The sequence below is a fragment of the Paracraurococcus lichenis genome (assembly GCF_030657435.1).
GTDB lineage: Bacteria > Pseudomonadota > Alphaproteobacteria > Acetobacterales > Acetobacteraceae > Paracraurococcus > Paracraurococcus lichenis.
The window spans coordinates 26,590-48,885 of sequence record NZ_JAUTWS010000020.1; the positions used below are offsets into that span (position 1 = coordinate 26,590).

A 22,296-nucleotide genomic window follows, 5' to 3' on the forward strand; every position below is an offset into this window, starting at 1 on the left:
AAGTTCACCCGGGATGTGGTATTCCGCCTTGCGGCGGGTCAAGGGTCCCTGGAAGGAAAATGTTCCGATGCGCGTCGAGCAGATCTACCGCTATCCCGTAAAGGGCCTGACCGCCGAGGCGCTGGAGGAGGTGCTGCTGACCCCCGGCCAGTGCCTGCCGTATGACCGCCGCTTCGCCCTCGCCCAGGGGGACGCCCCGATGGATCCGGCGGCGCCGGCTTGGCTGCCCAAGCGGAATTTCGGCTGCCTCGCCTATAATGCGCGCCTCGCCCTGTTGCATTCGGCCTTCGACCCGAAGACCGGCACGCTGGCGATCCGCCCGCCCGAGGGGCCGCCCCTGCTGGCGAGCACCCGGACCGAGGCGGGGAGGGCGGAGATCGCCGGTTTCCTCGCGGCCTGGCTGGGGGAGGAGGCCCGCGGCGCCCCGCGCTTCGTCGAGGCGCCGGGGCACAACTTCACCGACGTGGCGCAGAAATGCGTCTCCATCATCGGCCTCGCCTCCCTGCATGCGCTGGAGGAGAAGATCGGGCGGCGGCTCGACCCGCTGCGCTTCCGGGCGAATATCTATGTCTCGGGGGCGACCCCTTGGGCCGAGTTCGACCTGCTGGGGCAGGAGGTGCTGCTGGGCGGCGCCCGCCTGCGGGTGTTCAAGCGCATCGTCCGCTGCCCTGCGACCGAGGTGAACCCGGAGACCGCCGAGCGCGACGCGATCCCGCCGCGCTGGCTGCGCGAGCATTTCGGCCATGCCGATCTCGGCGTCTATGCCGAGGTGCTGGAGGGCGGGCGGATCGCGGTGGGGGACGCGCTGGAACCGATGGAGGGCGAGTCGCTGCACTGAGCGGCTCTCGCCCGGCGGTCATCAGCCCGACGTCTTGCCCGTCGCCGACCGCTCCACATGCTGCCGCAACACGCGGTTGATCTCCGTCCGATAGCCACTGCCTCCGGCGGCCTGGTTGCGGAACCAGGCGAGCACATCGGCATCCACGCGGATGGTCACCGCCTCCTTCCGCGGCCCGAACAGCCCGCCGCGCACCGCGCCGCTCCAATCCGTCACCTCTAGGATATCGTCGGTGTCGATCGTCTCCTCCGGGGTGGCGGCGAGGCGTTCCAGCCGTCGCCGCTGCAGGTCCGGGATCGTCATCCTCATAGGCCCTCCGCTCCGCACGGATGCGGGGATCAAACAAGCGGCTCGGACGAGGTCCAGGTCCGGGCCGTGCCCGGCCTAACCCTCCAGCCGGTAGTTCGGCGCCTCCCGCGTGATGGCCACGTCGTGCACATGGCTCTCGCGCAGCCCGGCCCCGGTGATGCGGCGGAAGCGGCAGTTCTGCTGCATCTCGGCGATGGTGGCGTTGCCGGTATAGCCCATCGCCGCCCGCACCCCGCCGACGAGCTGGTGGACCACCGCGCCGACCGGGCCCTTGTAGCCGACCCGGCCCTCGATGCCCTCGGGCACGAGCTTCAGGCTGTCCTGCACCTCCTGCTGGAAGTAGCGGTCGGCGCTGCCGCGGGCCATGGCGCCGAGGCTGCCCATGCCGCGATAGGACTTGTAGGAGCGGCCCTGGTAGAGGAAGACCTCGCCCGGCGCCTCGTCGGTGCCGGCGAAGAGGCTGCCCATCATCACGCAGTCGGCGCCGGCGGCGATCGCCTTGGCGATGTCGCCGGAGGTGCGGATGCCGCCATCGGCGATCGCCGGCACGCCCTTCTCCCGCGCCGCCGCCGCGCTCTCCAGCACCGCGGTGAGCTGCGGCACGCCGACGCCGGCGACGATGCGGGTGGTGCAGATGGAACCGGGGCCGATGCCGATCTTCACCGCATCCGCCCCGGCCTCGATCAGCGCCCGCACGCCCTCCGGCGTCGCCACGTTGCCGGCGACCACCTGCACGGCGTTCGACATGCGCTTGATGCGCTCGATGGCCGAGAGCACGCCGCCGGAATGGCCATGCGCGGTATCCACCACGACGACATCCACCTCGGCCGCGACCAGCGCCTCGACGCGGCGGAGCCCGTCCTCGCCGACGCCGGTCGCGGCGGCGACGCGCAGCCGGCCGAGCGCGTCCTTCACCGCGTTCGGATTGGCCTGCGCCTTGTCCATGTCCTTGACGGTGATCAGGCCGACGCAGCGCCCGGCCTCGTCGGTGACCAGCAGCTTCTCGATCCGGTGGCGGTGCAGCAGGGCCCGGGCCTGGTCCGGCGTGATCTCCGCCGTGGCGGTGATGAGGTTGTCGCGCGTCATCAGCTCGTAGACCCGGGTGCCCGGATCGGTGGCGAAGCGGACGTCGCGGTTGGTGATGATGCCGACGAGGCGTCCCGACCCGCGCTCGACCACCGGGATGCCGCTGATGCGGTGCTGGTCCTGCAGGGCGCGGACATCGGCGAGCGTCTGGTCGGGATGGATGGTGACCGGGTTCACCACCATGCCGGACTCGAACTTCTTCACGCGGCGGACCTGCGCCGCCTGCTCCTCCGGCGTCATGTTCTTGTGGATCACGCCGATGCCGCCGGCCTGCGCCATGGCGATGGCCATGGGCGCCTCCGTCACCGTGTCCATGGCGGCGGCGACGAGGGGGATGTTCAGCGGGATCTCGCGCGTCAGGCGCGTGCGGGTATCGGTCTGGTTGGGCAGGACGGCGGAATAGGCCGGGACCAGCAGCACGTCGTCGAAGGCGAAGGCCTCCTCGATGACGAGGCTGCGGCGGCCGGTAGGGGCAACGTCCGGAGGGGAGTCGGGTGCCATGCGGGAGACCTTTCGCACTGGGCGCAGTCTGGGCGCCCGGTCTTGTGCGGCGGTCGCGCCAGGGCGGCACGGTCCGCTGCCTTGGCGCGTCCCCTTAGCCCCTTCCGCCGCGCCGCGGCAAGCCGGGAAGCCATGACGGTTGCGCGGCGCTGGATCGCGGGCGGTGACGAAACCGCATGGACCCGCCCGCGCGACGTCCGGCGAAAGCGGCTGCCGCTGCCGCTCAAGCCGGCCGGAAGCCGGTGGCGACGACGTAGAGCTCCGCGCTGTCCTTGCGGCTGGCCGGTGGCTTGACGTGCCGGACCGTGGCGAAGCGCTGCTTGAGCTGGTCGAGGAGGTCCTTCTCCGTGCCGCCCTGGAAGACCTTGGCGACGAAGCCGCCGCCCGGCGCCAATACCTTCAGCGCGAAATCCAGCGCCAGCTCCGCCAGGGCGATGATGCGCAGATGGTCGGTGGCGTTGTGACCGGTGGTATTGGGCGCCATGTCGGAGAGCACCAGGTCGGCCGGGCCGGCCAGCGCCGCCAGCACCGCCTGCTCCGCCGCCGGGTCCTGGAAATCGCCCTGCAGCACGGTCGCGCCCGGCACCGGGTCCATCGCCAGCAGGTCGAGCGCGACGACCTTGCCCGCGGGCCCGATCCGCTCCAGCGCCACCTGCGTCCAGCCGCCCGGCGCGGCGCCGAGATCGACCACCCGGGCGCCGGGCTTCAGGAGCTTCGCCTTCTCATCCATCTCCAGCAGCTTGAAGGCGGCGCGGGAGCGGAAGCCGCGCGCCTGGGCGGCGCGCACATAGGGGTCGTTGAGCTGGCGCTCGAGCCATTTCTGGCTGGCGGTGGTGCGGCCCTTGGCGGTGCGCAGGCGCGTGGTGACGCCCCGCCCACCCGGCGGCGGTCCCTTCATGATGGCAATGACCTTACGGGCCCTGGCGACGGGCGAGCATGCCGCCCCTGTCCCGCCCGGCATGGCGGTCCCCGCGCATCATGCGGAGCAGCATGCCTTCCCGCAACCCGCGGTCGGCGACGGTCAGGGTCGGCACCGGCCAGACCCGGCGGATGGCGGCATAGACGGCGCAGCCGGGCAGGACGAAGTCCACCCGCTCCGGCCCCACGCAGGGATGCGCGGCGAGGCCCGCCCGGCCCAGGGCGAAGAGGTCGCCGAGCGCCTGGTCCGCGACCTCGATGTCGAGGATCCGGCCATCCACCAGCGGGCGGCGGTAGCGCGGCAGGGCGAGCGCCACGCCGGCGATGGTGGTGACGGTGCCGCTTGTGCCGATCAGGCGCACGCCGCCGGCGCGGATTTCCTGCCCGATGCAATGGACGCGGTCGAAGCGGCGGAGATGCTCCGCGACCTCGTCGACCACCGCGGCGAAGCCTTCCTGCGTGAAGCAGGAGGCGCCGGCCCGCTCCGCCAGGGTCACCACGCCGAGCGGCATGGAGACGTAGCCGATGAGCTCGGCCGCCGACTGGCACTGGCCCTGACCTTGGCGCGCGCCACGCTGCGGCACCCGGATCCAGGCGATCTCGGTGCTGCCGCCGCCGATGTCGAAGAGCAGGGCACGCCGGTCCTGTTCCTCCAGCAGGGGGGAGCAGGACTCCATCGCAAGCTCCGCCTCCTCCCGCGCCGAGATGATGCGCGGGCGGAGGCCGGTCTCGGCCTCGACGCGGGCGAGGAAGGCGGGGCCGTTCTGGGCGCGCCGGCAGGCCTCGGTCGCCACGGCCTGGAAATGCCGGACGGGGCGGCGGGAGAGCTTCTCGGCGCAGGCGGCGAGCGCGGCGATGGCGCGGTCCATCGCGGCTTCCGAGAGGCGGCCGGTGGCGGCCAGGCCTTCACCGAGCCGGACGATCCGGCTGAAGCTGTCCACTACCCGGAAGCCGCCATGGGCGGGGGCGCCGACCAGCAGCCGGCAATTGTTGGTGCCGAGGTCGAGGGCCGCATAGGTGGAGGCGACGGTGCCACACCGGCCCGCATAGCCGCCATGCCGTTCCAGGACGGGTCCCGGCGACTCCTGCAGCCCGAGGGTGGCGCTATCGTCTGGCATGATGCAGGGCGCTCCGGCCCACCTCTCCTTCCCGGTGCCGCCGGCGGCGGCGATGCTGAGCCATCGTCCTGTAATGTGGGGTGCCGGGCAAGCGCTTTCGACGGGTGGGAGGTTGCAGAGCCCGGGGCGGGGATGTATAGGAGCGCCCCTGCCGGTGCGAAGCGCCTGCGGGACCCGCTTGGGGGATAGTTTAACGGTAGAACTCCCGACTCTGACTCGGGCAGTCTTGGTTCGAATCCAGGTCCCCCAGCCACCCCATCACGACCCCGAACGCCCCTGACCTCGCCGTTGCGGCCTTCGCCCGCGGCGGTCGATCATGCCCGCCTCAACCAGGGGGAAACGGGCGCATGGCGGGCCAAAGCGGGCATCCCCTGCTCACGGGCGGGCAGATCACCGGCCCCAGCAAGATCGTCACCGCGGCCGAGGCCGTGCGCCTCATCCGCGACGGCGCGACGGTCGCCACCGGCGGCTTCGTCGGCATCGGCTTCGCCGAGGCGATCGCGGTGGCGCTCGAGCAGCGCTTCCTCGAGGCCGCCCGGCCGCGCGACCTGACCCTGGTCTACGCCGCCGGCCAGGGCGACGGGAAGGAGCGGGGCCTCAACCATCTCGGCCATGAGGGGCTGCTGCGCCGGGTCATCGGCGGCCATTGGGGCCTCTGCCCGCGGCTGCAGCGCCTCGCCCTCGACAACCGGATCGAGGCCTACAACCTGCCGCAGGGCGTCATCTCGCACCTCTTCCGCGACATCGCGGCGGGCAAGCCGGGCACCGTCACCCGCGTCGGCCTCGATACCTTCGTCGATCCGCGCCATGGCGGCGGCCGCATCAATGCCCGCACCACCGAGCCCCTGGTCGAGGCGGTGACGCTGCGCGGCGAGGAGTACCTGTTCTACCACGCGCTGCCGATCGACGTGGCGATCCTGCGCGGCACCACCGCCGACCCGCTCGGCAACATCACCATGGAGCGCGAGGCGCTGGTGCTGGAGGCGCTGGCGATCGCCACCGCCGCCCGCAATTCCGGCGGCGTCGTCATCGTGCAGGTGGAGCGCCTGGCGGAGGCGGGCAGCCTGAACGCCCGCCTGGTGCGCATCCCCGGTGCCATGGTGGACTGCGTCGTCGTCGCGCCGCCCGAGGCGCATTGGCAGACCTTCGCCACGCCCTACAACCCCGCCTTCAGCGGCGAGGTGCGCGTGCCCATGCGGTCCCTGCCGCCCATGCCCATGGGTCCGCGCAAGGTCATCGCCCGCCGCGCCGCCTTCGAGTTGCGGCCGAACAGCGTGGTCAATCTCGGCATCGGCATGCCCGAGGGCGTCGCCAGCGTCGCCAACGAGGAGCGGATGCTGGAATTCCTGACGCTGACGACCGAGCCCGGCACGATCGGCGGCCTCCCGGCCGGCGGGCTCGATTTCGGCGCGGCCAGCAACATCGAGGCCCTGGTGGACCAGCCCGCGCAATTCGACTTCTACGACGGCGGCGGGCTGGACGCGGCCTTCCTCGGCATGGCGCAGGTGGACCGGGAGGGCAATGTCAACGTCAGCAAGTTCGGCAGCCGCCTCGCCGGCGCCGGTGGCTTCATCAACATCAGCCAGAACGCCAAGAAGGTCGTCTTCCTCGGCACCTTCGCAGCCCGCGGCGAGTCGAAATTCATCGATCGGGTGGAGCACCGCACCTTCAGCGGCCGCCTCGCCGCGAAGCGCGGCCAGCCCGTGCTCTACGTGACGGACCGCTGCGTCTTCCGCCTTGCGCCGGACGGCCTGGAACTGGCCGAGATCGCCCCCGGCCTCGACCTCGAGCGCGACATCCTGGCCCTGATGGCCTTCCGCCCGCTGCTGCCGCGCGACCCCGCGCCGATGGACCCGCGCATCTTCCAGGACGCCCCCATGGGCTTCCGCGAGGACTGGCTGAGCCTGCCGCTGGAGGCGCGGCTGACCTACGACCGCGCCGAGGACATCTTCTTCATCAATTTCGAGGGCATGACGATCCGCCGGAAGGAGGACATCGCCCGCATCCACCGCGCGGTGGAGGAACGGCTGGCGCCGCTCGGCCGCAAGGTGCCGGCCATCGTCAACTACGACCGCTTCCAGATCTCGCCCGAGCTGCTGGACGACTATACCGACATGGTGCGCGACCTGGTGCGGCGCTTCTACGCCGGCGTCACCCGCTACACCACCAGCGCCTTCCTGCACCGCAAGTTCGGGGAGGCGCTGCGCCGCCGCCGCGTCTCGCCGCATATCTACGAGAGCCGCGCCGAGGCCGAGGACCACCTGCACGCGCTGGCGCGGCCGGCGGAGGCAGAGGCGCACCATGCCGAGCATGGCCGGCGGCGGGAGACGCCGCGGCGCCGGATGCCGGAGGGGCCGGAGCCGCAGACCTCGTAGCGAGGGCTCGCGCCCCCGGACGATTCCGTTCCGCGGCCGTCCGACTCAGGTGCCGCGGAAGGCGATGGCGTTGCGCAGCGCATGGATGATCAGTTCCATCCGCTGCTCGAAGCCTGCCGCGGCGGCCTCGCGCCCGGCCTGCTCGGCGCCGACCACCCCCCGCAGCACCGAACCCTCCAGCGCCTTCGCCATCCCCTCCATCGCCTGCAGCGCGCCCGCGGTCCCGCTGCCCTCGATGGCGGCGCGCAGCACGGCGATCTCGCCGCAGGCCGCCGCGAGCGCGGTTTCCAGCGCGATGATCTCGCCGCGCAGTCTCTCGGCCTCGTCGCCCGGCATCGCCCGCTCCCCATCAGGTCGCCGCAAGCTGGGACCGGCCGGCAGGCCGCGCAAGCCGGCGCGGCTGGCGGCACCGGCCGGGCCGTCCTAGGGTTTCGGAAAACGGAGGGAACGAGCATGCGCGCCGCCATCTTCCACCAGGGCCGTTTCAGCACCGGCGAGATCCCCGACCCGCGCCTCGCGGAAGGGCAGGTGCTGGTCCGCACCCGCGCCTGCGGCATCTGCGGCTCCGACCTCCATGCGGCGAAGTACACCGAGGATTTCGTCGACCTCGCGCGCCGCTCCGGCGGCCGGTTCCAGATGTCGGTCGACCGGCCCGTCGTCTTCGGCCATGAATTCGTCGGCGAGGTGGTGGAGAACGGCCCCGGCACGGAGGGTCGCTTCCGCCCCGGCACCCTCGTCACCTCCATGCCGCTGACCATCGCCGGCAACCAGGTGCTCGGCATCGGCTACAACCCGGACGTCGCCGGCGGCTTCGCGGAATACCTGCCGCTTGCCGAGCGCATGCTGCTGCCGCTCCCGGCCGGGATGGACCCCGACCATGCCGCGCTGGTCGAGCCCATCGCGGTCGGCATCCACGCCGTCGAGTACGGCCGCATGGCGCCGGACGACGTCGCCCTCGTCATCGGCTGCGGCCCGATCGGCATCGCCGTCATCGCCGCGCTCAGGCTGCAGGGCATCGCGCCCATCATCGCCGCGGATTTCTCGCCGGCGCGGCGCGACCTCGCGCGCCGCATGGGCGCCGACATCGTCCTCGACCCGCGCCAGGCCTCGCCCTATGCGGCGCTCGAGCAGGCGATCACGCCCGCGGGCTTCGATCCCGGCCGCCATGCCCAGCTCTTTGGCCTCTCGCCGCGGCGGCGCGGCGCGGTGCTCTTCGAATGCGTCGGCATGCCGGGCATGATCCAGGAGATGATGGCGGGCGCCCCCGCCGGCGCGCGCATCGTCGTGGTCGGCGTCTGCATGCAGCCCGACCGCTCCGAGCCCTTCTTCGGCATCGTCAAGCAGCTCAACCTGCAATTCGTGCTGGCCTACACGAAGGAGGAGTTCGCCGCGACGCTCGAGCATATCGGCAGCGGCCGGATCGACGTCTCGCCGCTCATCACCGGCCGCGTCGGGCTGGAGGGCGTCGGCCAGGCCTTCGAGGACCTGGCCAGCCCGGAGCGGCACGCGAAGGTCCTGGTCGAGCCCTGGCGCTGAGCGGGCGCGCGCCCCTGGATGCCAGGCGGACCGCTCAGTCCACCTTGAAGCCGCTCCGCTCCACCACCGGCCGCCAGCGCTCGATATCCTCGGCAAGGATCCGCCCGAGCGCCTCGGGCGTCGACACCTCCGGCTCCAGCCCGATCGTCAGCAGTTGCGCCTTCACCTCCGGCTCCAGGGTCGCCGCCGCGAGTTCGGCGTTCAGCGCGGCGACCATCGGCGCCGGCGTGCCCGCCGGGGCGAAGAAGGCGTAGAAGCCGAAGCTCGCCTGGTCGGGATGGCCGAGATCGGCGATGGTCGGCACCTCGGGCGTCGTCACGCCACGCTTCGGCCCGCTGGTCAGGACGATGCGTAGCTTGCCGTCCTTGTGGTGCGTCAGGAAGTCCGAGACGCCGCCGCAGCCCGCCACGATGTGCCCCGCCGCGAGGTCGGAGATCAGCGGCGCCGCGCCCCGGTACCCCACCGGCTCCAGCTCCACTCCGAAGGCCGCGGCGATCTGCAGGCCGAAGAAATGCGTGGACGACCCCAGCGCCGTGCTGCCGAAGCTGCCGCGACGACCATCCGCCTTCACCCAGGCGATGTAGTCCTCGAAGGTCCTGGCCGGCAGGTGCGGCGCCAGCACCCAGCAGGTCTGCACCGTCCCGGTCATGGTGACCGGCGCGAAGTCGGTGCGCGGGTCCCAGGGCAGCCGGCGGAAGGTCAGCACCGGCTGCACGGTGGAGGCGCTGGGCGCGAAGAGCAGCGTCGTGCCGTCCGGCGCCGCGTGCTTCAGCGCCTCGCAGGCCAGGGTGCCGCTGGCGCCGGCGCGGTTCTCGATCACCACGTTCTTCAGGTTGCCGCGCTTCCTCAGCGTCTCGGCGATGACGCGGCCCATGACGTCGGTCCCGCCGCCCGGCGGGAAGCCGACCAGGATTCGGACCAGGCCCTGCGGCAGGGCGGCGCGCGCTGCCCCCGGCAGGGCCAGCGTCGCGGCGCCCGCGCCGGTGGCGCGCAGCAGGTCTCGGCGTGACGGATGCATGGCGTTCCCCCCGAAGCCTTCGTGGCGAGGCTTTCCTGGATGGGGGCAGGCTGCGGAACCGCGCCCGCGCCTGTCAACGTATAGCCGTCACGGCGGCGGCAGGCCGGCGGCGGCGGCGAAGACCTCGGCCAGCAGCCGCGCCTCGCCATCCTCGTAGCGCGGAGAAAAGTGGAAGGGCTCGATCCGCTTCGCGCCGGCAGCGCGCGCGATCTCCCCGGCCGCCCGCGTCGTCAGGTGCCGCCGGTCGAGCGCATGCGCCGCGTCCTCGGCGGCGAAGGGCGCCTCGATGAACAGGATATCGGCCCCGCGCGCCAGGGAAACGGCCGCCGCCCGGTTCGCCGGCGTGTCGGCGAGGTCCGTCAGGTAGGCGAGCTTCTGCCCCGGCGTCACCTCCACCAGGTCGCGCAGCGTGCCCAGCGGCGCGCTGCCGCCGCCCGGCAACATGACGGGCGCTGCATCCCCGGCACCCGCGGCCACCGCCGCCTTCAGCGCCGCCAGCCAGGGCCCGGTCGGCAGGCCGCGCGCCTCCAGCCGCGTGCGCCAGACATTGACGTGCAGCGCCTCCTCCACCGCGAAGCCGAGGCAGGGGATGCCGTGCTCCAGCACCGCCGCCCGCAGCCTGAGCGGCCCGAGCGCGAGCACCGTCCCGTCCGGCGCGGCGGGCGCCGGCGGCAGCGGCTCCGGCGCGAAGCCCGTGCGGAGGCGGAAGCGGCGGCGCGGCCAGAGCGGCTCCGCCACGACCTCCGTCGCCTCGAAGCAGAGCTCCGCCGCGATGCGGTCCACCAGGTTCCAGGTATAGGCCTGCAGCCGGTGGTGCAGCCGCTCGGCAAACCCCGCCGGCCCGACCACCGGCACGACCTTCTCCCGCCCGATCAGCGGCCGCAGCAGCGCGTCGAACCCCGCCCAGTGGTCCATATGGGCGTGGGAGACGGCGACCACCGCGACCCGCAGCAGGTGCCGCGGGCCGAGCGCCGAGAGGTCGCCGCAATCCAGCAGGATCGCCCCCGGCCGGTGCAGCGCCTCGAGGAAGACGCCGGGATCGCCGGTCCGCCCGTTCAGCAGCCGCGGGAGCAGGGTGGCACGCATCCCCCGGTGGTGCCATGCCGGCCGCGCCTCTGCTAGGCTTGCCTGCCTATCAACCAGGACCGGTCATGGCGCCAGGCACCGAGCCCCTCGACCCCGATTTCGAGGCGCTGATCCGTTACATCCAGGAGAGCCGGGGGCTCGACTTCCGCGGCTACAAGAAGACCAGCCTGCGCCGCCGCGTGCTGAAGCGGATGGAGGAGGTGGGCTCGGACGGCTTCGGCGCCTATCACGCCTTCCTCGAGGCACATCCGCAGGAATTCGTCGAACTCCTCAACACGGTGCTGATCAACGTCACCTCCTTCTTCCGCGACCCGGAGGCCTGGGAGGCGGTGCGGCGCGAGGCGGTGCCGCGGCTGCTCGCGGCCGACCGGCCGATTGGCGAGCGGCCGCTGCGGATCTGGAGCGCCGGCTGCGCGAGCGGCGAGGAGCCCTACAGCCTGGCCATGATCTTCGCCGAGGCGCTGGGCATCGAGGAGTTCGGCCGCCGGGTGAAGATCTACGCCACCGATCTCGACGAAGGCGCGCTGCGCGCCGCCCGCCATGCCGCCTACCTGCCGCGGGATGTGGAGAGCGTGCCGGGCGAGTTGCTGGAGAAATATTTCGAGCGCACCAACAACCACTACTGCGTGCATCGCGACCTGCGCAAGAACGTGATCTTCGGCCGCCACAACATCGTACATGACGCGCCGATCAGCCGCATCGACCTGCTGGTCTGCCGCAACCTGCTGATCTACCTGGAGAGCGAGACGCAGAACCAGGTCCTGCCGCGGCTGCACTATGCCCTGGTGGATGACGGGCTGATGTTCCTCGGCAAGGCGGAGACGCAGCTCGCCCGTTCCCGCCTTTTCCAGTCGCTCGACCTCAGGCACCGGATCTTCCGCAAGGTGCCGCAGGAATGGCGCCGCAGCACCGGCGGCAGCCTGGTCTTCAACGGGTCCGCCGGGGGGCCGCCCGTGCCGCGCCTGCCGCCGCTGCAGTTCCGGCTGCTGGAGGCGATCGCCGACACCACGCTGGTCGCCTATCTCGCCGTGGACCAGGACGGCGCGCTGGTCTTCGCCAATGCCGCGGCGCGGCGGATGCTGGAGGTGGGGGAGGGCGATCTCGGCCGCCCCTTCCACGACCTCAGCGTCTCCTACCGCCCGGCCGAGCTGCGCGGCCGGATCGAGGAGGCGGCGCGGCTCGGCCGCACCGTCCGGCTGGAGCACCAGGACTACCACCGCCCACCGGCCGACCCGGTGCGGCTGACCATCGACGTCACGCCGCTCTTCGGCCGGGACGGACGGCAATTCGCCACCGTCCTCGCCTTCAGCGACACCACCCGCGTCTTCGCCATGCAGCAGGAGCTGGAGGCGGCGCAGGAGAGCCTGGAGACGACGATCGAGGAGCTGCAGAGCGCCAACGAGGAGCTGGAGACCACGAACGAGGAGCTGCAGTCCACCAACGAGGAGCTGGAGACCACCAACGAGGAGCTGCAATCCACCAACGAGGAGCTGGAGACCACCAACGAGGAGCTGCGCTCGGCCAACGAGGAGCTGGAGACCGCCAACGAGGAGCTGCGCACCCAGCACGAGGAGAGCGCCGAGTACCGCCGCTATGCCGAGAGCATCCTGCGCAGCATCGATGCCGGCATCATCGTCCTGAACCACGATCTGCGCATCCGCTCCTGGAACCGCTGGAGCGAGAATGCCTGGGGCCTGCGCGCCGAGGAGGTGGAGGGCCAGGAATTCCTCGACCTCGATATCGGCCTGCCGGTGCACCGGCTGCGCAGCGACCTGATGCGGCTGCTGGCCGGCGAGGCCCCCCAGGCCGAGCTGATGCTGGACGCCCTGGACCGCCGCGGCCGCAGGCTGAACTGCCGGGTCCGCCTCTCGCCGCTGCTCTACGACGCGCGCGCGCCCCGTGGCATCGTGGTGATCGCCGAGGATATCACCGAGGAGGCGCGGGAGCAGGAATACACCCGCTATCTCGGCCGCATCATCGGCCAGTCGCTGAACGAGGTGTATTTCCTCGACCCCTCCAGCCTGCACTTCCGGCTCATCAACCGGGGTGCGGAAGAGAAGCTCGGCTATTCCATCGCTCAACTGCGGCAGATGGCGATCACCGACCTGATGCGCGGCGTCCCGCCGGAGGCCCTGCGCGCCCTGCTGGCCCCGGTGCTGGAGGGCGAGAAGCAGGAGGTGGTGTTCGAGACCGTGATGCGCGGCCGCGACGGTCGCGAGTACCCCGCCGAGATCTGCATGCAGCATTTCGCGCGGGAACACCCGCCCTTGCTCCTCGCCATCGTGCACGACACCACGGAGCGGCGCCGGCTCGACGCGGCAGAGTAGCTCAGGCCGGTTCGGCCGGACCTGCCGCGGCCTCGGCCTCTTCCTCCTCCGCCGCCGACTTGCGCAGGATCTCGGCGGCGGTCTGGATCAGCGTCGCCGCCTGCCCGGCCTCCCGCGCCGCGCGGTCCCAGCGCGCCGCCGCCAGCATCATGCCGCGGCCCCGCGCGGCATCCTCCATGCGGCGGAACAGCACCTGCCGCTCGTGATGCGTCCGCACCGCGGTGGCCAGCGCCTCCTCCAGCGCGTCCGCCTGGCTGGCCGCGAGCGATTCCGGCCCATAGGCATGGCCGATCTGGCAGCGGAAGCGCGTCGTCTTCGGGTCCTCGATCTCGTTCAGCACGCCGCCGCATTGCGGGCAGCTCATGCGGCTGGGCGGGCCAAGCTGCTCCGTCTCCCCGGCCATGTCGGCGATCTCCTTCTCGGCGATCCGGGCTTCCATCGCGATCCTCGGCGGCACCGGCCGCGCGGGGCCGGCCGGGCTGCGGGCCAACCGGTCGAGCAGCGCCGCCATGTCGGCGAGCGGCACGCAATGATCCGGGCTGTCGCCGCGCAGCGCGTTGCGCGGCATGTCCGGCCAGGCGGCGTCGTCGGGGTCCTGCACCACGCTGAGCCCGCCGCAGGCCTTCACCGCGACGAGGCCCGCCGTGCCGTCGTCGAGCAGCCCGCTCAGCACGACGCCGATGACGCGCGGCCCGAAGGCGACGGCGGCCGAGCGGAAGAGCGGGTCGATCGCCGGCCGCGTCCGGTTCTCCTGCGGGCCGCGCCGCAGCATCAGGCGGTGGTCGTCGCGGTTCACGAGCAAATGATGATCCGGCGGCGCCACATAGATCCGGCCCGGCAGGATCTCGTCCCCTTCGTGGGCGCGCAGGGCCGGCAGCGCGCCGCAGCGCGAGAGGATCTCCGGCAACAGGCTGCGCGCCGTCGGCGCGACGTGCTGCACGACCAGGATGGCCGCCGGCAGGTCGGCTTTCAGGTCGCGGCAGAGCCCGCACAGCGCGTCCACGCCGCCGGCCGAGGACCCGAGCAGGATGAGATCGTGGCCCACGTCACCGTCCTTTCCGGGGCGACACGCCGTCGCCCCACGCAGGAAACGCCTGAAGTGTCGCGATGTCACGCACCCGCGCCGAACGCGATGCGATATGCTCCGTTGAGAGGGCAACAACCTTGCCACATCGGCAGCGGGATCGAGAGTGAGGGCGACGAGCTGATGCGCCGTGCCGGGCCGGACAAGGCGCTGATCACGAATCACGCCCGCATCGAGGACGAGCTGGAACAATTGCGCGTCAGCGTCGAGGACGCGCGCGAGGAGGCGGCCGCGCTCGCGGCCGAGCGCGACGCGCTGCGGACCGAGCTCGCGACCCGCAGCGTGCAGTTGCGGGAGGTCGAGGCAAGGCTGCGCCAGCGCGAGCAGGCGGGCGAGGCTGCGCGCATGGCCGTGATCGGCAATGACCAGGTGATCGCCCGTCACATGTCGGAACGGGATGCGACCGCCGAGGAATTGCGCGTCGCGGTCGAGGAGCTGCAGGTCCTTGCCGAGGAGCTCGAGGAGAGCAACAACGCGCTCACCCACACCAATGCCGCGCTGGAGGAACGGGTCGCCGAGCGCACGGCGGAGCTCGCCGCGCTGAACCGGCAATTGCGCGACAGCGAGGAGCGGCTGCGCCTCGCCCAGCGCTATGCCGGGGCCGGCACCTGGGACTGGGACATTCCCGGCGGGCGCCTGTCCTGGTCGCGGGAGTATTTCGATCTTTGCGGTCTCGATCCCGAGACGGTCGAACCGAGCTACGAAGCCTGGATCGCCTCGGTCGCGCTGCAGGACCGCGCCGCGACCGAGGCCGCGCTGCAGGACTGCCTGCGCCGCCGCGATCCCGATTTCCGCGTGGAGTACCGCATCAACCATTCCCAGCGCGGCGAGCGCTGGCTGACCGGGCGCGGCCGGCTGATCTGCGACGACAAGGGCGACCCCGTCCGCCTCATCGGCCTCAACATCGACATCACCGACCGCAAGCGCGCCGAGCTGGCGATCGCCGAGGTGAACGAGGGCCTGAAGCGCGAGGTGGAGGAGGAGGCGAAGGCGCGCGAGGCGGCGCAGGCCCGCCTCTTCCAGACCCTGAAGCTGGAGGCGCTCGGCCAGCTCACCGGCGGCGTGGCGCACGACTTCAACAACCTGCTCTCCGTCATCACCAATGGCGTCGGCCTGCTCAGGCGCGGCGCCGACGAGGCGCGGCAGGCGCGGCTGCTGGACGCCATGGAGCAGGCGGCGCGCCGCGGCGCCGAGCTGACGCGCCGGTTGCTGAGCTTCGCCCGCCGCCAGGCGCTGCGGCCGGAGCCGCTCGATGTCCAGGCCTGGCTCCAGGACATGCGCGAGCTGCTGGCGCGGGCGCTGCGCGGCGACATCGCCATCGAGATCGAGGTGCCGGAGGACCTCTGGTGGGCGCGGGTCGATCCGGGCGAGCTCGAGCTCGCGGTCCTGAACCTCGGCGTCAATGCGCGCGACGCCATGCCGCAGGGCGGCACGCTGCGCATCTGCGCCGAGAATGTCGAGCTGGACGCGCTCACCGACCCCGACCGCCTGGGCGGGCCTTTCGTCCGCCTCAGCGTCACCGATACCGGCACCGGCATGCCGCCGGAGGTGCTGGCGCGGGTCTTCGAACCCTTCTTCTCCACCAAGGATATCGGCCAGGGCACCGGCCTCGGCCTGGCGCAGGTCTATGGCTTTGCGCGGCAGAGCGGCGGCACGGCGCGGGTGCGGAGCCGCCTCGGCGAGGGCACCACGGTGACGCTGCTGCTGCCGCGCGCGGCGCCGACCGTGGGGCCGGAGGCGCGGCCCGCGCCGCCGCCGCCTGCCATCGCGGATGTCGCGCCGCTGCAGCTGCTGCTGGTGGAGGACGATGACGCAGTGGCGGAGCTGACGGCGGAGACGCTGCGCCATCTCGGCCACGACGTCTCGCGCGTCATCAGCGCGCCGGCCGCGCTGAAGGCGCTGGAGGAGGGGCTGGCGGTGGACATGGTGCTGACCGATGTCGTCATGGCCGGCGGGCAGGACGGGCTGGAGCTCGCGCAGCGGCTGCGGGCGGCGCGGCCGGGGCTGCCGGTGCTGCTCTACAGCGGCTATGGCGGCGCGCCCGCGCGCGTCGCCGCGGCCGGCCTGCCGCTGCTGCGCAAGCCCTATTCGCTCGAGGAACTGCGCCGCGCCCTGGTCGCGGCGCGCGACGCCGCGACCCGACGGCGCCCGCCGGAGGCATGACGTCGGCGCGACCCGGGCGACGTTCCGCCTGACCGCCGCATCCGTGCCGCGCCGCGGGCGTTCGCCCGGCGGACCTGGAGCGCTGTCATGGCCGGACCCGACGACGACAAGCAGACGCAAGGCCGGCCCGCGGGCACGGAGGCCATGCCGAACACGCCCCTGCCCGACGAGCCCGGCGCGCCGACCGGCGCGGAGGGCATCGGCTCCGGCGTGCAGCCCGGCGGCACGGCGCCCGGCGGCGGGCCGGGCGCGGGCCTCGGCAGCATCGGGACCGGCGGCGGCGCCTCGGGCGGCGCAGCCAGCGGCAATGTGAAGCGAGGCGGCCGATGATGGGCGGGACGCGCAAGGGCGCGCCGACGCCGCAGGGCCCGGAGGCGGCCGGCCCCGGCAACGCGCATGGCGCGGCGCCGCAGGACGCGCCGCAGCCCTGGGGCACCGACGAGGCGCCCTTCGATCCGCGCGGCGGCAGCCCGGCCGCCGATCCGGAGGCCAGGGCGGAGGAATTGCTGGCACAGCACCGCACGGGCCGCGCCGCGGCAGGCGATGCCGGGCCGGAGGTCGCCGGCAAGGACCCGGGATGACCGAGGCCGCGCCGCCGCTCCGCATCGTCATCCTCGGCGCCGGCTTCGGCGGGCTGGAGGCGGCGCGGGCGCTGGCCCATGCGCCGGTCGAGGTCACGCTGGTGGACCGGCACAACCACCATCTCTTCCAGCCGCTGCTCTACCAGGTGGCGACGGCGGCGCTCTCGCCCGGCGACATCGCCTGGCCGGTGCGCAGCATCTTCCGCCGCCAGCGCAACCTGCGCGTGGTGATGGCGGAGGTGACCGGCCTCGACCTCGCCGCGCGCTGCGTGCGGGCCGGGGAGCTGGACCTGCCCTATGACGCGCTGGTCGTCGCGACCGGCGCGACGCATTCCTATTTCGGCCGCGACGACTGGGCGCCGGTCGCGCCGGGCCTGAAGGCGATCGAGGACGCGACCGATATCCGCCGCCGCCTGCTGCTGGCCTTCGAGCGCGCGGAGATCACCGCCGATGCCGAGGAGCGGCGGCGCCTCCTGACCTTCGTCGTGGTCGGCGGCGGGCCGACCGGCGTGGAACTGGCGGGGGCGATGGTCGAGCTGGCGCGCCATGCCATGCCGCGGGAGTTCCGCCGCATCGATCCCGCCCAGGCGCGCGTCGTGCTGATCGAGGCCGGGCCGCGCATCCTGCCGACCTTCCCCGAGGAACTCGGCGAGGTCGCCCGCCGCTCGCTCGAGCGCATGGGCGTGCAGGTGCTGACCGGCACGCGGGTGACCGACTGCACCCCGACCGGCGTGCAATGCGGCGAGGAGCGGATCGCGGCCAGCACCATCGTCTGGGCGGCGGGCGTCGTTGCCTCGCCTGTCGGCGGCTGGCTCGGCACGGAGCGCGACCGCGCGGGACGCGTGCGGGTGGGTCCGGATCTCGCGGTGCCCGGCCATGCCGAGGTCTTCGCCGTCGGCGACCTCGCCGCCGTCACCGATGCGAAGGGAAGGCCGGTGCCGGGCAATGCGCCTGCGGCGAAGCAGATGGGCCGTTATGTCGGCCGGCTGCTGGCGGCGCGCGCCGTGGGGCAGGCGCCGCCGCCGCCCTTCGCCTATCGCCACCATGGCGACCTGGCGACGATCGGCCGGCGCTCGGCCGTGGTCTCGCTGGACGGCATGCGGCTGACCGGCCTGATCGGCTGGCTGTTCTGGGGCGTCGCGCATGTCTGGTACCTCATCGGCTTCCGCAGCCGCGTCGTCGTCTCCTTCGAATGGCTCTGGAGCTACCTGACCTTCCAGCGCGGCGCCCGGCTGATCACGGGGCGCGAGCCGGCGGGCGGCAATGCCACGCCGATGCCGGGCGAGCGGCAGGCGGCGGCGCTCGGCACGCGCGTCGCGGAACGCCTGCCGGCCGCCGCGCCGCGCGAGTTGCCGGCCCCGCGGCGCGTCGCCGCCGGCGGCTGACCGGAGCGGCGCACGGAAGCGTGCGGCGCGGCCCGCGGATTCGTGCCTATGTTCCTTCCGTCACCGAAGGAATTGGAGGCTGCCCTGGGACTGCCGCTGGCCCTGCCGCGACTCGCGGGCAGTGCGCGCCGTCGCCTGCCGCGCGGCGAGGCATCGAAGCCGGCGCGGCCGGCGCGCCGCCGCTTGGGCTGGCTGCGTGCGGTGCTGGTGGCAACGCTGGTGCTGCCCGGTGCCGCCATGGTTGCAACCGCGTGGCAGGGCTGGCACGAGGTCTGGGAGTCGGCGGGGCGCGAATTGCAGCGCGGCGCGGATGCCGGGGCGGAATACGCGCTGCGCGTGACGGAAGGCCAGCGGCTGGCCGGCGATCTCGCCAACGACCTGCTGCGCGGCCTCAGCGATGCCGAGATCCGTGCCCGCGAGGCGGAGCTGCACGAGAGCCTGCGCGCCCTCCTGCCCCGCCTGCCGCTGGTGCAGACCATCGCGATGTCGGACCGCGACGCGCATATGCTGGTGACGGCGAACATCTACCCGGTGCCGCGCGACGTCTCGATCCAGGACCGCGAATGGGTGCAGGCGCTGCGGGCACCGGACGCGCCGGCGCTGCATGTGAGCGGCGTGCATGTCGGCCGCATCGACGGCAACCTGTTCTACGGCATCACCCGGCGCCGCAGCGGCTCCGGCAATGGCCTGCCGGAGCGAGCCTATGACGGCGCGATCAATGTCTCGGTCAATCCGAACAGCGTCGCCGCCGGCTTCCTCGCGCTCGGCGGCGAGCCGGCGGACGTCACCGCCCTGGTCCGCGCCGATGGCGAGGTGCTGGTGCGCACGCCCGGCTTCCCCGACCCGCTGCCGGCCGTGCCGGAGGGCAGCCCGCTGCGCCGCGCGATCGCCGCGGGGCAGGAGCGCGGCAGCTATCTCGGCCTCACGCTCGGCTTCCATCCGGACCGGCCGGGCGAGGGACGGCTGATCGCCTTCCGCCGCGTCGGCACGCTGCCGCTCTATGTTACCGTCGCGCGGCCGACACCGGTGATCGCCGCGCGCTGGCGGAGGAGCGTGCTGCAGCAGCTCGCCATCGCGCTGCCGATCACGCTCATGCTCTTCGGCCTTGCCTGGCTGGCGCTGCGCCGGACGGAGGCGGCCGCCATGGCCGAGGAAGCGCTGCGGCGCGAGGCGGCCGAGCGCGCGGCGGCAGAGGCGGCGCGCGCCGCCGAGGCGCGCTTCCGCGGCGTCTTCGAGAGCCGGGCCATCGGCATGTCGGTCTTCGACCTCGCCAGCGGGAAGACGATCCTCGCCAACGACCGGCTGCTGGAGATGACCGGCGGGACGCGCGAGGCCTTCGCCGCCGGGCGCTGGGACTGGCGGCGCGTGACGCCGACGGAGCACCTGCCGCTCGACGACCGCGCGGTGGAGCAGGCGCGGGCGCGCGGCTGGTGGGAACCCTTCGAGAAGGAATACCTGCAACCGGACGGGTCGCGCCTGCCGGTGCGCCTCTCCTCCGCCCCCCTGCCGGGCGAGCCGGGCCGGGTCGTCGTCTTCGTGCAGGACATCACCCAGCAGCGCGAGGCCGAACTGCGGCGCGATTTGATGATGCGGGAGATGGACCACCGCGCGAAGAACGCGCTGGCCATGGCCCGCTCCGCCCTGCGGCTGACGCGGGCGCCGACGATGGAGGCCTTCGTGCGCGAGCTCGACGGCCGCATCGGCTCGCTCGCCCAGGCCATCGCGCTGCTGGCCGATACTGGCTGGCATGGCGCCGAGCTCGGCATGCTGGCCCGGGCGGAGCTCGCGCCCTTCCTCGGCGGGGGCACCGAGGGCCCTTCGGTCACGCTCGACGGCCCGCCGCTGGTCATCCGCTCGGTCGCCACCCAGCCGCTGGCCATGGCGCTGCACGAGCTGGCGACCAATGCCATCAAGTACGGCGCGCTCTCGGCCTGCGAGGGAAGGGTGACGCTGCGCTGGGCGGAGGAGGGCGAGGTGGTGCGGCTGACCTGGCAGGAGCGCGGCGGCCCGCCCATCGCGCAGCCGCCCGCCGGGCGCGGCTTCGGCACGCGCGTGCTGCAGGCGACCATCGCGCGGCAGCTCGGCGGCAGGCTCGAGCAGCGCTGGGATCCGGAGGGGCTGACCTGCGAGATGGCGCTGCCGGCGGCGAAGGTCCTGGCCGAGGCGGAGCCCGCGGATCAACCCGGCCGCAGCGGCCAGCACAGCGCGATCATCGGCACGCCGACCACCAGCACGGTGATGGAGAGCGGCAGCCCGAGCCTCCAGTAGTCGCCGAAGCGGTAGCCACCCGGCCCCATCACCAGCGTGTTGCACTGGTGGCCGATGGGCGTGAGGAAGTCGCAGGCCGCGCCGACCGCGACCGCCATCAGGAACGGATCGGGGCTGAGGCCGAGCCGCTGCGCGAGGCCGGCCGCGATCGGGCCCATCATCAGCACGGTCGCGGCATTGTTGAGGAAGGGCGTGACCGCCATGGCCACCAGCATGATGAGCCCGAGCGCGCCATAGGGCGGCAGCGGCTCCACGGCATGGGCGAGCCAGCCCGCGATGAGGTCCGTGCCGCCGGTGGTCCGCACCGCCTCGCTCACCGGGATCAGCGCGCCGAGCAGCACGATCACCGGCCAGTCCACGGCCTGGTAGGCCTCCTGCGGCTTCACCGAGCGCAGCAGCATCAGGATGACGGAGGCGCCGAAGAAGGCGACCGCGACCGGCACCAGGTTCAGCGCGACCACCAGCATGGCGTCGCCGAGGACGAGGATGGGCACCAGGCTGCGGCGGCTGCGGCCGAGCGCGACCTCCCGTTCCGTCAGCGGCAGGATGCGCAGGCTGGCCAGGGTGTCGGGCAGGCGCCCGGCCTCGCCCTTGAGGATGGCGACGTCGCCGGCGCGGAGCCTGAGGCGGTTCAGCCGCTCCGCGATCCGCTCGCCGCGCCGGCTGATGGCGAGCAGGCTGACGCCGAAGCGCTCGGCGAGGCGCGCGCCGGCGGCGGTGGCGCGGACCAGCGGCGATTCGCCGGTGATGACGCCCTCCACCACCGCCATCTCGGCCTCGGGCGCGGGCTCCGGCGCGTGCGTCTCGGCATCGAGGGTGAGCCGGGCGCGGGCGACCAGCGCCTCGAGCGGCGCCGGCTCCCCGGCCAGGATCAGCCGGTCGCCGGGCTGCAGCACCGTATCCTCCGGCGGCGCCTCCCGCCGCAGGCTGTCGCGGATGACGGCGGCGACGGTGACGGCATTGTCGCCGAGGCCGCGCAGCGAGGCGATGTCCTGGCCGGCGAGCGGGCTGTCGGCCGGCAGCGTCGCCTCGGTCGCGTAGTCGGGGATGGCGATCGCTTCCTCCAGCGAGGCCTGGGCCTGGCGCCCGCGCGGCAGCAGCCGCCAGCCGAAGGCGAGGAAGACGAGGCCGGCGAGGGAGACCGCGATGCCGACGGGGGCATAGTCGAACATGCCGAAAGGCGTGCCCAGCAGCTCCGCCCGCACCCGCGCGACGATGATGTTGGGCGAGGTGCCGATGAGGGTGACGAGGCCGCCGAGCAGCGAGGCGAAGGACATCGGCATCAGCAGCGCCGAGGGCGGCGTCCCGGTCCGCCGCGCGAGCTGCAACGCGACCGGCATGAAGAGCGCGAGGGCGCCGATGTTCTTGGTGAAGACCGAGGCGAACATGACGGCGCCGGCCAGCACCGGCACCTGCCGCGCGACGGTGGTCAGGCGTGGCAGCAGCGGGCGCATTGCGCTCTCGACCGCGCCGGAGCGGGCGACCGCGCTGCTGACGACGAGCGCGCCGGCGACGATGACGACGATGTCGTCGCCGAAGCCGGCGAAGGCCTCCTTGGCCGGGACGATGCCGGTGAGCAGGCCGGCGAGCAGCGCCAGCATGGCGACGACGTCGTAGGGTAAGCGGCCCCAGGCGAAGAGGCCGAGCGTCGCGGCGAGGATGGCGAAGGCGAATCCCTGGTCGAGGGTCACGCTGCGGCGGTC

Annotated in this window: 18 protein-coding genes and 1 tRNA gene; 10 read left to right on the plus strand and 9 right to left on the minus strand. The window is 73.0% G+C overall.

The features are described 5' to 3' along the window. Nucleotides 1-67 precede the first annotated feature (67 nt). Nucleotides 68-838 (plus strand): MOSC domain-containing protein, encoded by a 771-nt coding sequence (locus tag Q7A36_RS20160; protein ID WP_305105537.1) that lies wholly within the window; start codon nucleotides 68-70, stop codon nucleotides 836-838. Nucleotides 839-859: 21 nt separating this feature from the next. Here the strand turns inward: Q7A36_RS20160 and Q7A36_RS20165 are convergent, their stop codons facing one another. The 4 genes from Q7A36_RS20165 to Q7A36_RS20180 form a co-directional block, all read right to left on the minus strand. Then, entirely contained in the window at nucleotides 860-1,141 is a 282-nt protein-coding gene (locus Q7A36_RS20165; protein WP_305105538.1) for a BrnA antitoxin family protein, read from the minus strand. 81 nt (nucleotides 1,142-1,222) lie between these two features. Next, nucleotides 1,223-2,734, minus strand: a complete 1,512-nt coding sequence (gene guaB, locus Q7A36_RS20170) for an IMP dehydrogenase (protein WP_305105539.1) — start codon at nucleotides 2,732-2,734, stop codon at nucleotides 1,223-1,225. A 223-nt stretch (nucleotides 2,735-2,957) separates the two neighbouring features. Then, complete coding sequence (locus Q7A36_RS20175; protein WP_305105540.1) at nucleotides 2,958-3,632, minus strand: RlmE family RNA methyltransferase; 675 nt, start codon at nucleotides 3,630-3,632, stop codon at nucleotides 2,958-2,960. Between the two features lie 13 nt (nucleotides 3,633-3,645). Continuing rightward, a complete protein-coding gene (locus Q7A36_RS20180) occupies nucleotides 3,646-4,770 on the minus strand; it encodes a Ppx/GppA phosphatase family protein (protein WP_305105541.1) in 1,125 nt (374 codons plus the stop codon). A 179-nt stretch (nucleotides 4,771-4,949) separates the two neighbouring features. On the opposite strand from Q7A36_RS20180, the gene Q7A36_RS20185 reads away from it, so the two are divergent. Beyond that, nucleotides 4,950-5,023: transfer RNA gene (locus Q7A36_RS20185), tRNA-Gln, on the plus strand. A 94-nt stretch (nucleotides 5,024-5,117) separates the two neighbouring features. After that, a complete protein-coding gene (locus Q7A36_RS20190; protein WP_305105542.1) occupies nucleotides 5,118-7,145 on the plus strand; it encodes an acyl CoA:acetate/3-ketoacid CoA transferase in 2,028 nt (675 codons plus the stop codon). Between the two features lie 45 nt (nucleotides 7,146-7,190). Here Q7A36_RS20190 and Q7A36_RS20195 read toward each other — a convergent pair whose 3' ends face one another. After that, nucleotides 7,191-7,481 (minus strand): hypothetical protein, encoded by a 291-nt coding sequence (locus tag Q7A36_RS20195; protein ID WP_305105543.1) that lies wholly within the window; start codon nucleotides 7,479-7,481, stop codon nucleotides 7,191-7,193. Between the two features lie 117 nt (nucleotides 7,482-7,598). On the opposite strand from Q7A36_RS20195, the gene Q7A36_RS20200 reads away from it, so the two are divergent. Beyond that, complete coding sequence (locus Q7A36_RS20200) at nucleotides 7,599-8,681, plus strand: zinc-binding dehydrogenase (protein WP_305105544.1); 1,083 nt, start codon at nucleotides 7,599-7,601, stop codon at nucleotides 8,679-8,681. Nucleotides 8,682-8,715: 34 nt separating this feature from the next. On the opposite strand, the gene Q7A36_RS20205 is transcribed toward Q7A36_RS20200, so the two are convergent. Together Q7A36_RS20205 and Q7A36_RS20210 are read right to left on the minus strand one after the other, a co-directional pair. Continuing rightward, entirely contained in the window at nucleotides 8,716-9,699 is a 984-nt protein-coding gene (locus Q7A36_RS20205; protein ID WP_305105545.1) for a Bug family tripartite tricarboxylate transporter substrate binding protein, read from the minus strand. 87 nt (nucleotides 9,700-9,786) lie between these two features. Then, entirely contained in the window at nucleotides 9,787-10,785 is a 999-nt protein-coding gene (locus Q7A36_RS20210) for an MBL fold metallo-hydrolase (RefSeq protein WP_305105546.1), read from the minus strand. Nucleotides 10,786-10,850: 65 nt separating this feature from the next. On the opposite strand from Q7A36_RS20210, the gene Q7A36_RS20215 reads away from it, so the two are divergent. Next, entirely contained in the window at nucleotides 10,851-13,112 is a 2,262-nt protein-coding gene (locus Q7A36_RS20215; RefSeq protein ID WP_305105547.1) for a CheR family methyltransferase, read from the plus strand. A gap of 1 nt (nucleotide 13,113) precedes the next feature. Here the strand turns inward: Q7A36_RS20215 and Q7A36_RS20220 are convergent, their stop codons facing one another. Beyond that, nucleotides 13,114-14,157, minus strand: a complete 1,044-nt coding sequence (locus tag Q7A36_RS20220) for a chemotaxis protein CheB (RefSeq protein ID WP_305105548.1) — start codon at nucleotides 14,155-14,157, stop codon at nucleotides 13,114-13,116. A 162-nt stretch (nucleotides 14,158-14,319) separates the two neighbouring features. Between Q7A36_RS20220 and Q7A36_RS20225 the strand changes: the two genes are divergently transcribed. The 5 genes from Q7A36_RS20225 (at nucleotide 14,320) to Q7A36_RS20245 (ending at nucleotide 20,593) form a co-directional block, all read left to right on the plus strand. Continuing rightward, entirely contained in the window at nucleotides 14,320-16,359 is a 2,040-nt protein-coding gene (locus tag Q7A36_RS20225; protein WP_305105549.1) for an ATP-binding protein, read from the plus strand. An 87-nt stretch (nucleotides 16,360-16,446) separates the two neighbouring features. After that, a complete protein-coding gene (locus Q7A36_RS20230; RefSeq protein ID WP_305105550.1) occupies nucleotides 16,447-16,689 on the plus strand; it encodes a hypothetical protein in 243 nt (80 codons plus the stop codon). After that, nucleotides 16,686-16,940 carry a hypothetical protein gene (locus Q7A36_RS20235; protein ID WP_305105551.1) on the plus strand — a complete coding sequence of 85 codons (255 nt, stop codon included), beginning with the start codon at nucleotides 16,686-16,688 and terminating at the stop codon, nucleotides 16,938-16,940. Before Q7A36_RS20230 ends, Q7A36_RS20235 begins: the two co-directional genes overlap by 4 nt. Further along, nucleotides 16,937-18,325 (plus strand): NAD(P)/FAD-dependent oxidoreductase, encoded by a 1,389-nt coding sequence (locus Q7A36_RS20240; protein WP_305105552.1) that lies wholly within the window; start codon nucleotides 16,937-16,939, stop codon nucleotides 18,323-18,325. Before Q7A36_RS20235 ends, Q7A36_RS20240 begins: the two co-directional genes overlap by 4 nt. Before the next feature lie 48 nt (nucleotides 18,326-18,373). Continuing rightward, the gene (locus Q7A36_RS20245; RefSeq protein WP_305105553.1) at nucleotides 18,374-20,593 is read left to right on the plus strand and encodes an HWE histidine kinase domain-containing protein; all 2,220 of its coding nucleotides are present in this window, start codon (nucleotides 18,374-18,376) and stop codon (nucleotides 20,591-20,593) included. Here Q7A36_RS20245 and Q7A36_RS20250 read toward each other — a convergent pair. Further along, the gene (locus tag Q7A36_RS20250) at nucleotides 20,503-22,284 is read right to left on the minus strand and encodes an SLC13 family permease (protein WP_305105554.1); all 1,782 of its coding nucleotides are present in this window, start codon (nucleotides 22,282-22,284) and stop codon (nucleotides 20,503-20,505) included. The two genes, Q7A36_RS20245 and Q7A36_RS20250, sit on opposite strands and share 91 nt — an antisense overlap. Nucleotides 22,285-22,296: the final 12 nt, after the last annotated feature.

Coding starts and splice junctions, on each gene's coding strand:
- Q7A36_RS20160 (WP_305105537.1), top strand. CDS start 68: ATGCGCGTCGAGCAGATCTACCGCTATCCCGTAAAGGGCCTGACCGCC.
- Q7A36_RS20200 (WP_305105544.1), top strand. CDS start 7,599: ATGCGCGCCGCCATCTTCCACCAGGGCCGTTTCAGCACCGGCGAGATC.
- Q7A36_RS20175 (WP_305105540.1), bottom strand. CDS start 3,632: ATGAAGGGACCGCCGCCGGGTGGGCGGGGCGTCACCACGCGCCTGCGC.
- Q7A36_RS20165 (WP_305105538.1), bottom strand. CDS start 1,141: ATGACGATCCCGGACCTGCAGCGGCGACGGCTGGAACGCCTCGCCGCC.
- Q7A36_RS20235 (WP_305105551.1), top strand. CDS start 16,686: ATGATGGGCGGGACGCGCAAGGGCGCGCCGACGCCGCAGGGCCCGGAG.
- Q7A36_RS20230 (WP_305105550.1), top strand. CDS start 16,447: ATGGCCGGACCCGACGACGACAAGCAGACGCAAGGCCGGCCCGCGGGC.
- Q7A36_RS20205 (WP_305105545.1), bottom strand. CDS start 9,699: ATGCATCCGTCACGCCGAGACCTGCTGCGCGCCACCGGCGCGGGCGCC.
- Q7A36_RS20225 (WP_305105549.1), top strand. CDS start 14,320: ATGCGCCGTGCCGGGCCGGACAAGGCGCTGATCACGAATCACGCCCGC.
- Q7A36_RS20195 (WP_305105543.1), bottom strand. CDS start 7,481: ATGCCGGGCGACGAGGCCGAGAGACTGCGCGGCGAGATCATCGCGCTG.
- guaB (WP_305105539.1), bottom strand. CDS start 2,734: ATGGCACCCGACTCCCCTCCGGACGTTGCCCCTACCGGCCGCCGCAGC.
- Q7A36_RS20210 (WP_305105546.1), bottom strand. CDS start 10,785: ATGCGTGCCACCCTGCTCCCGCGGCTGCTGAACGGGCGGACCGGCGAT.
- Q7A36_RS20245 (WP_305105553.1), top strand. CDS start 18,374: ATGTTCCTTCCGTCACCGAAGGAATTGGAGGCTGCCCTGGGACTGCCG.
- Q7A36_RS20240 (WP_305105552.1), top strand. CDS start 16,937: ATGACCGAGGCCGCGCCGCCGCTCCGCATCGTCATCCTCGGCGCCGGC.
- Q7A36_RS20190 (WP_305105542.1), top strand. CDS start 5,118: ATGGCGGGCCAAAGCGGGCATCCCCTGCTCACGGGCGGGCAGATCACC.
- Q7A36_RS20180 (WP_305105541.1), bottom strand. CDS start 4,770: ATGCCAGACGATAGCGCCACCCTCGGGCTGCAGGAGTCGCCGGGACCC.
- Q7A36_RS20215 (WP_305105547.1), top strand. CDS start 10,851: ATGGCGCCAGGCACCGAGCCCCTCGACCCCGATTTCGAGGCGCTGATC.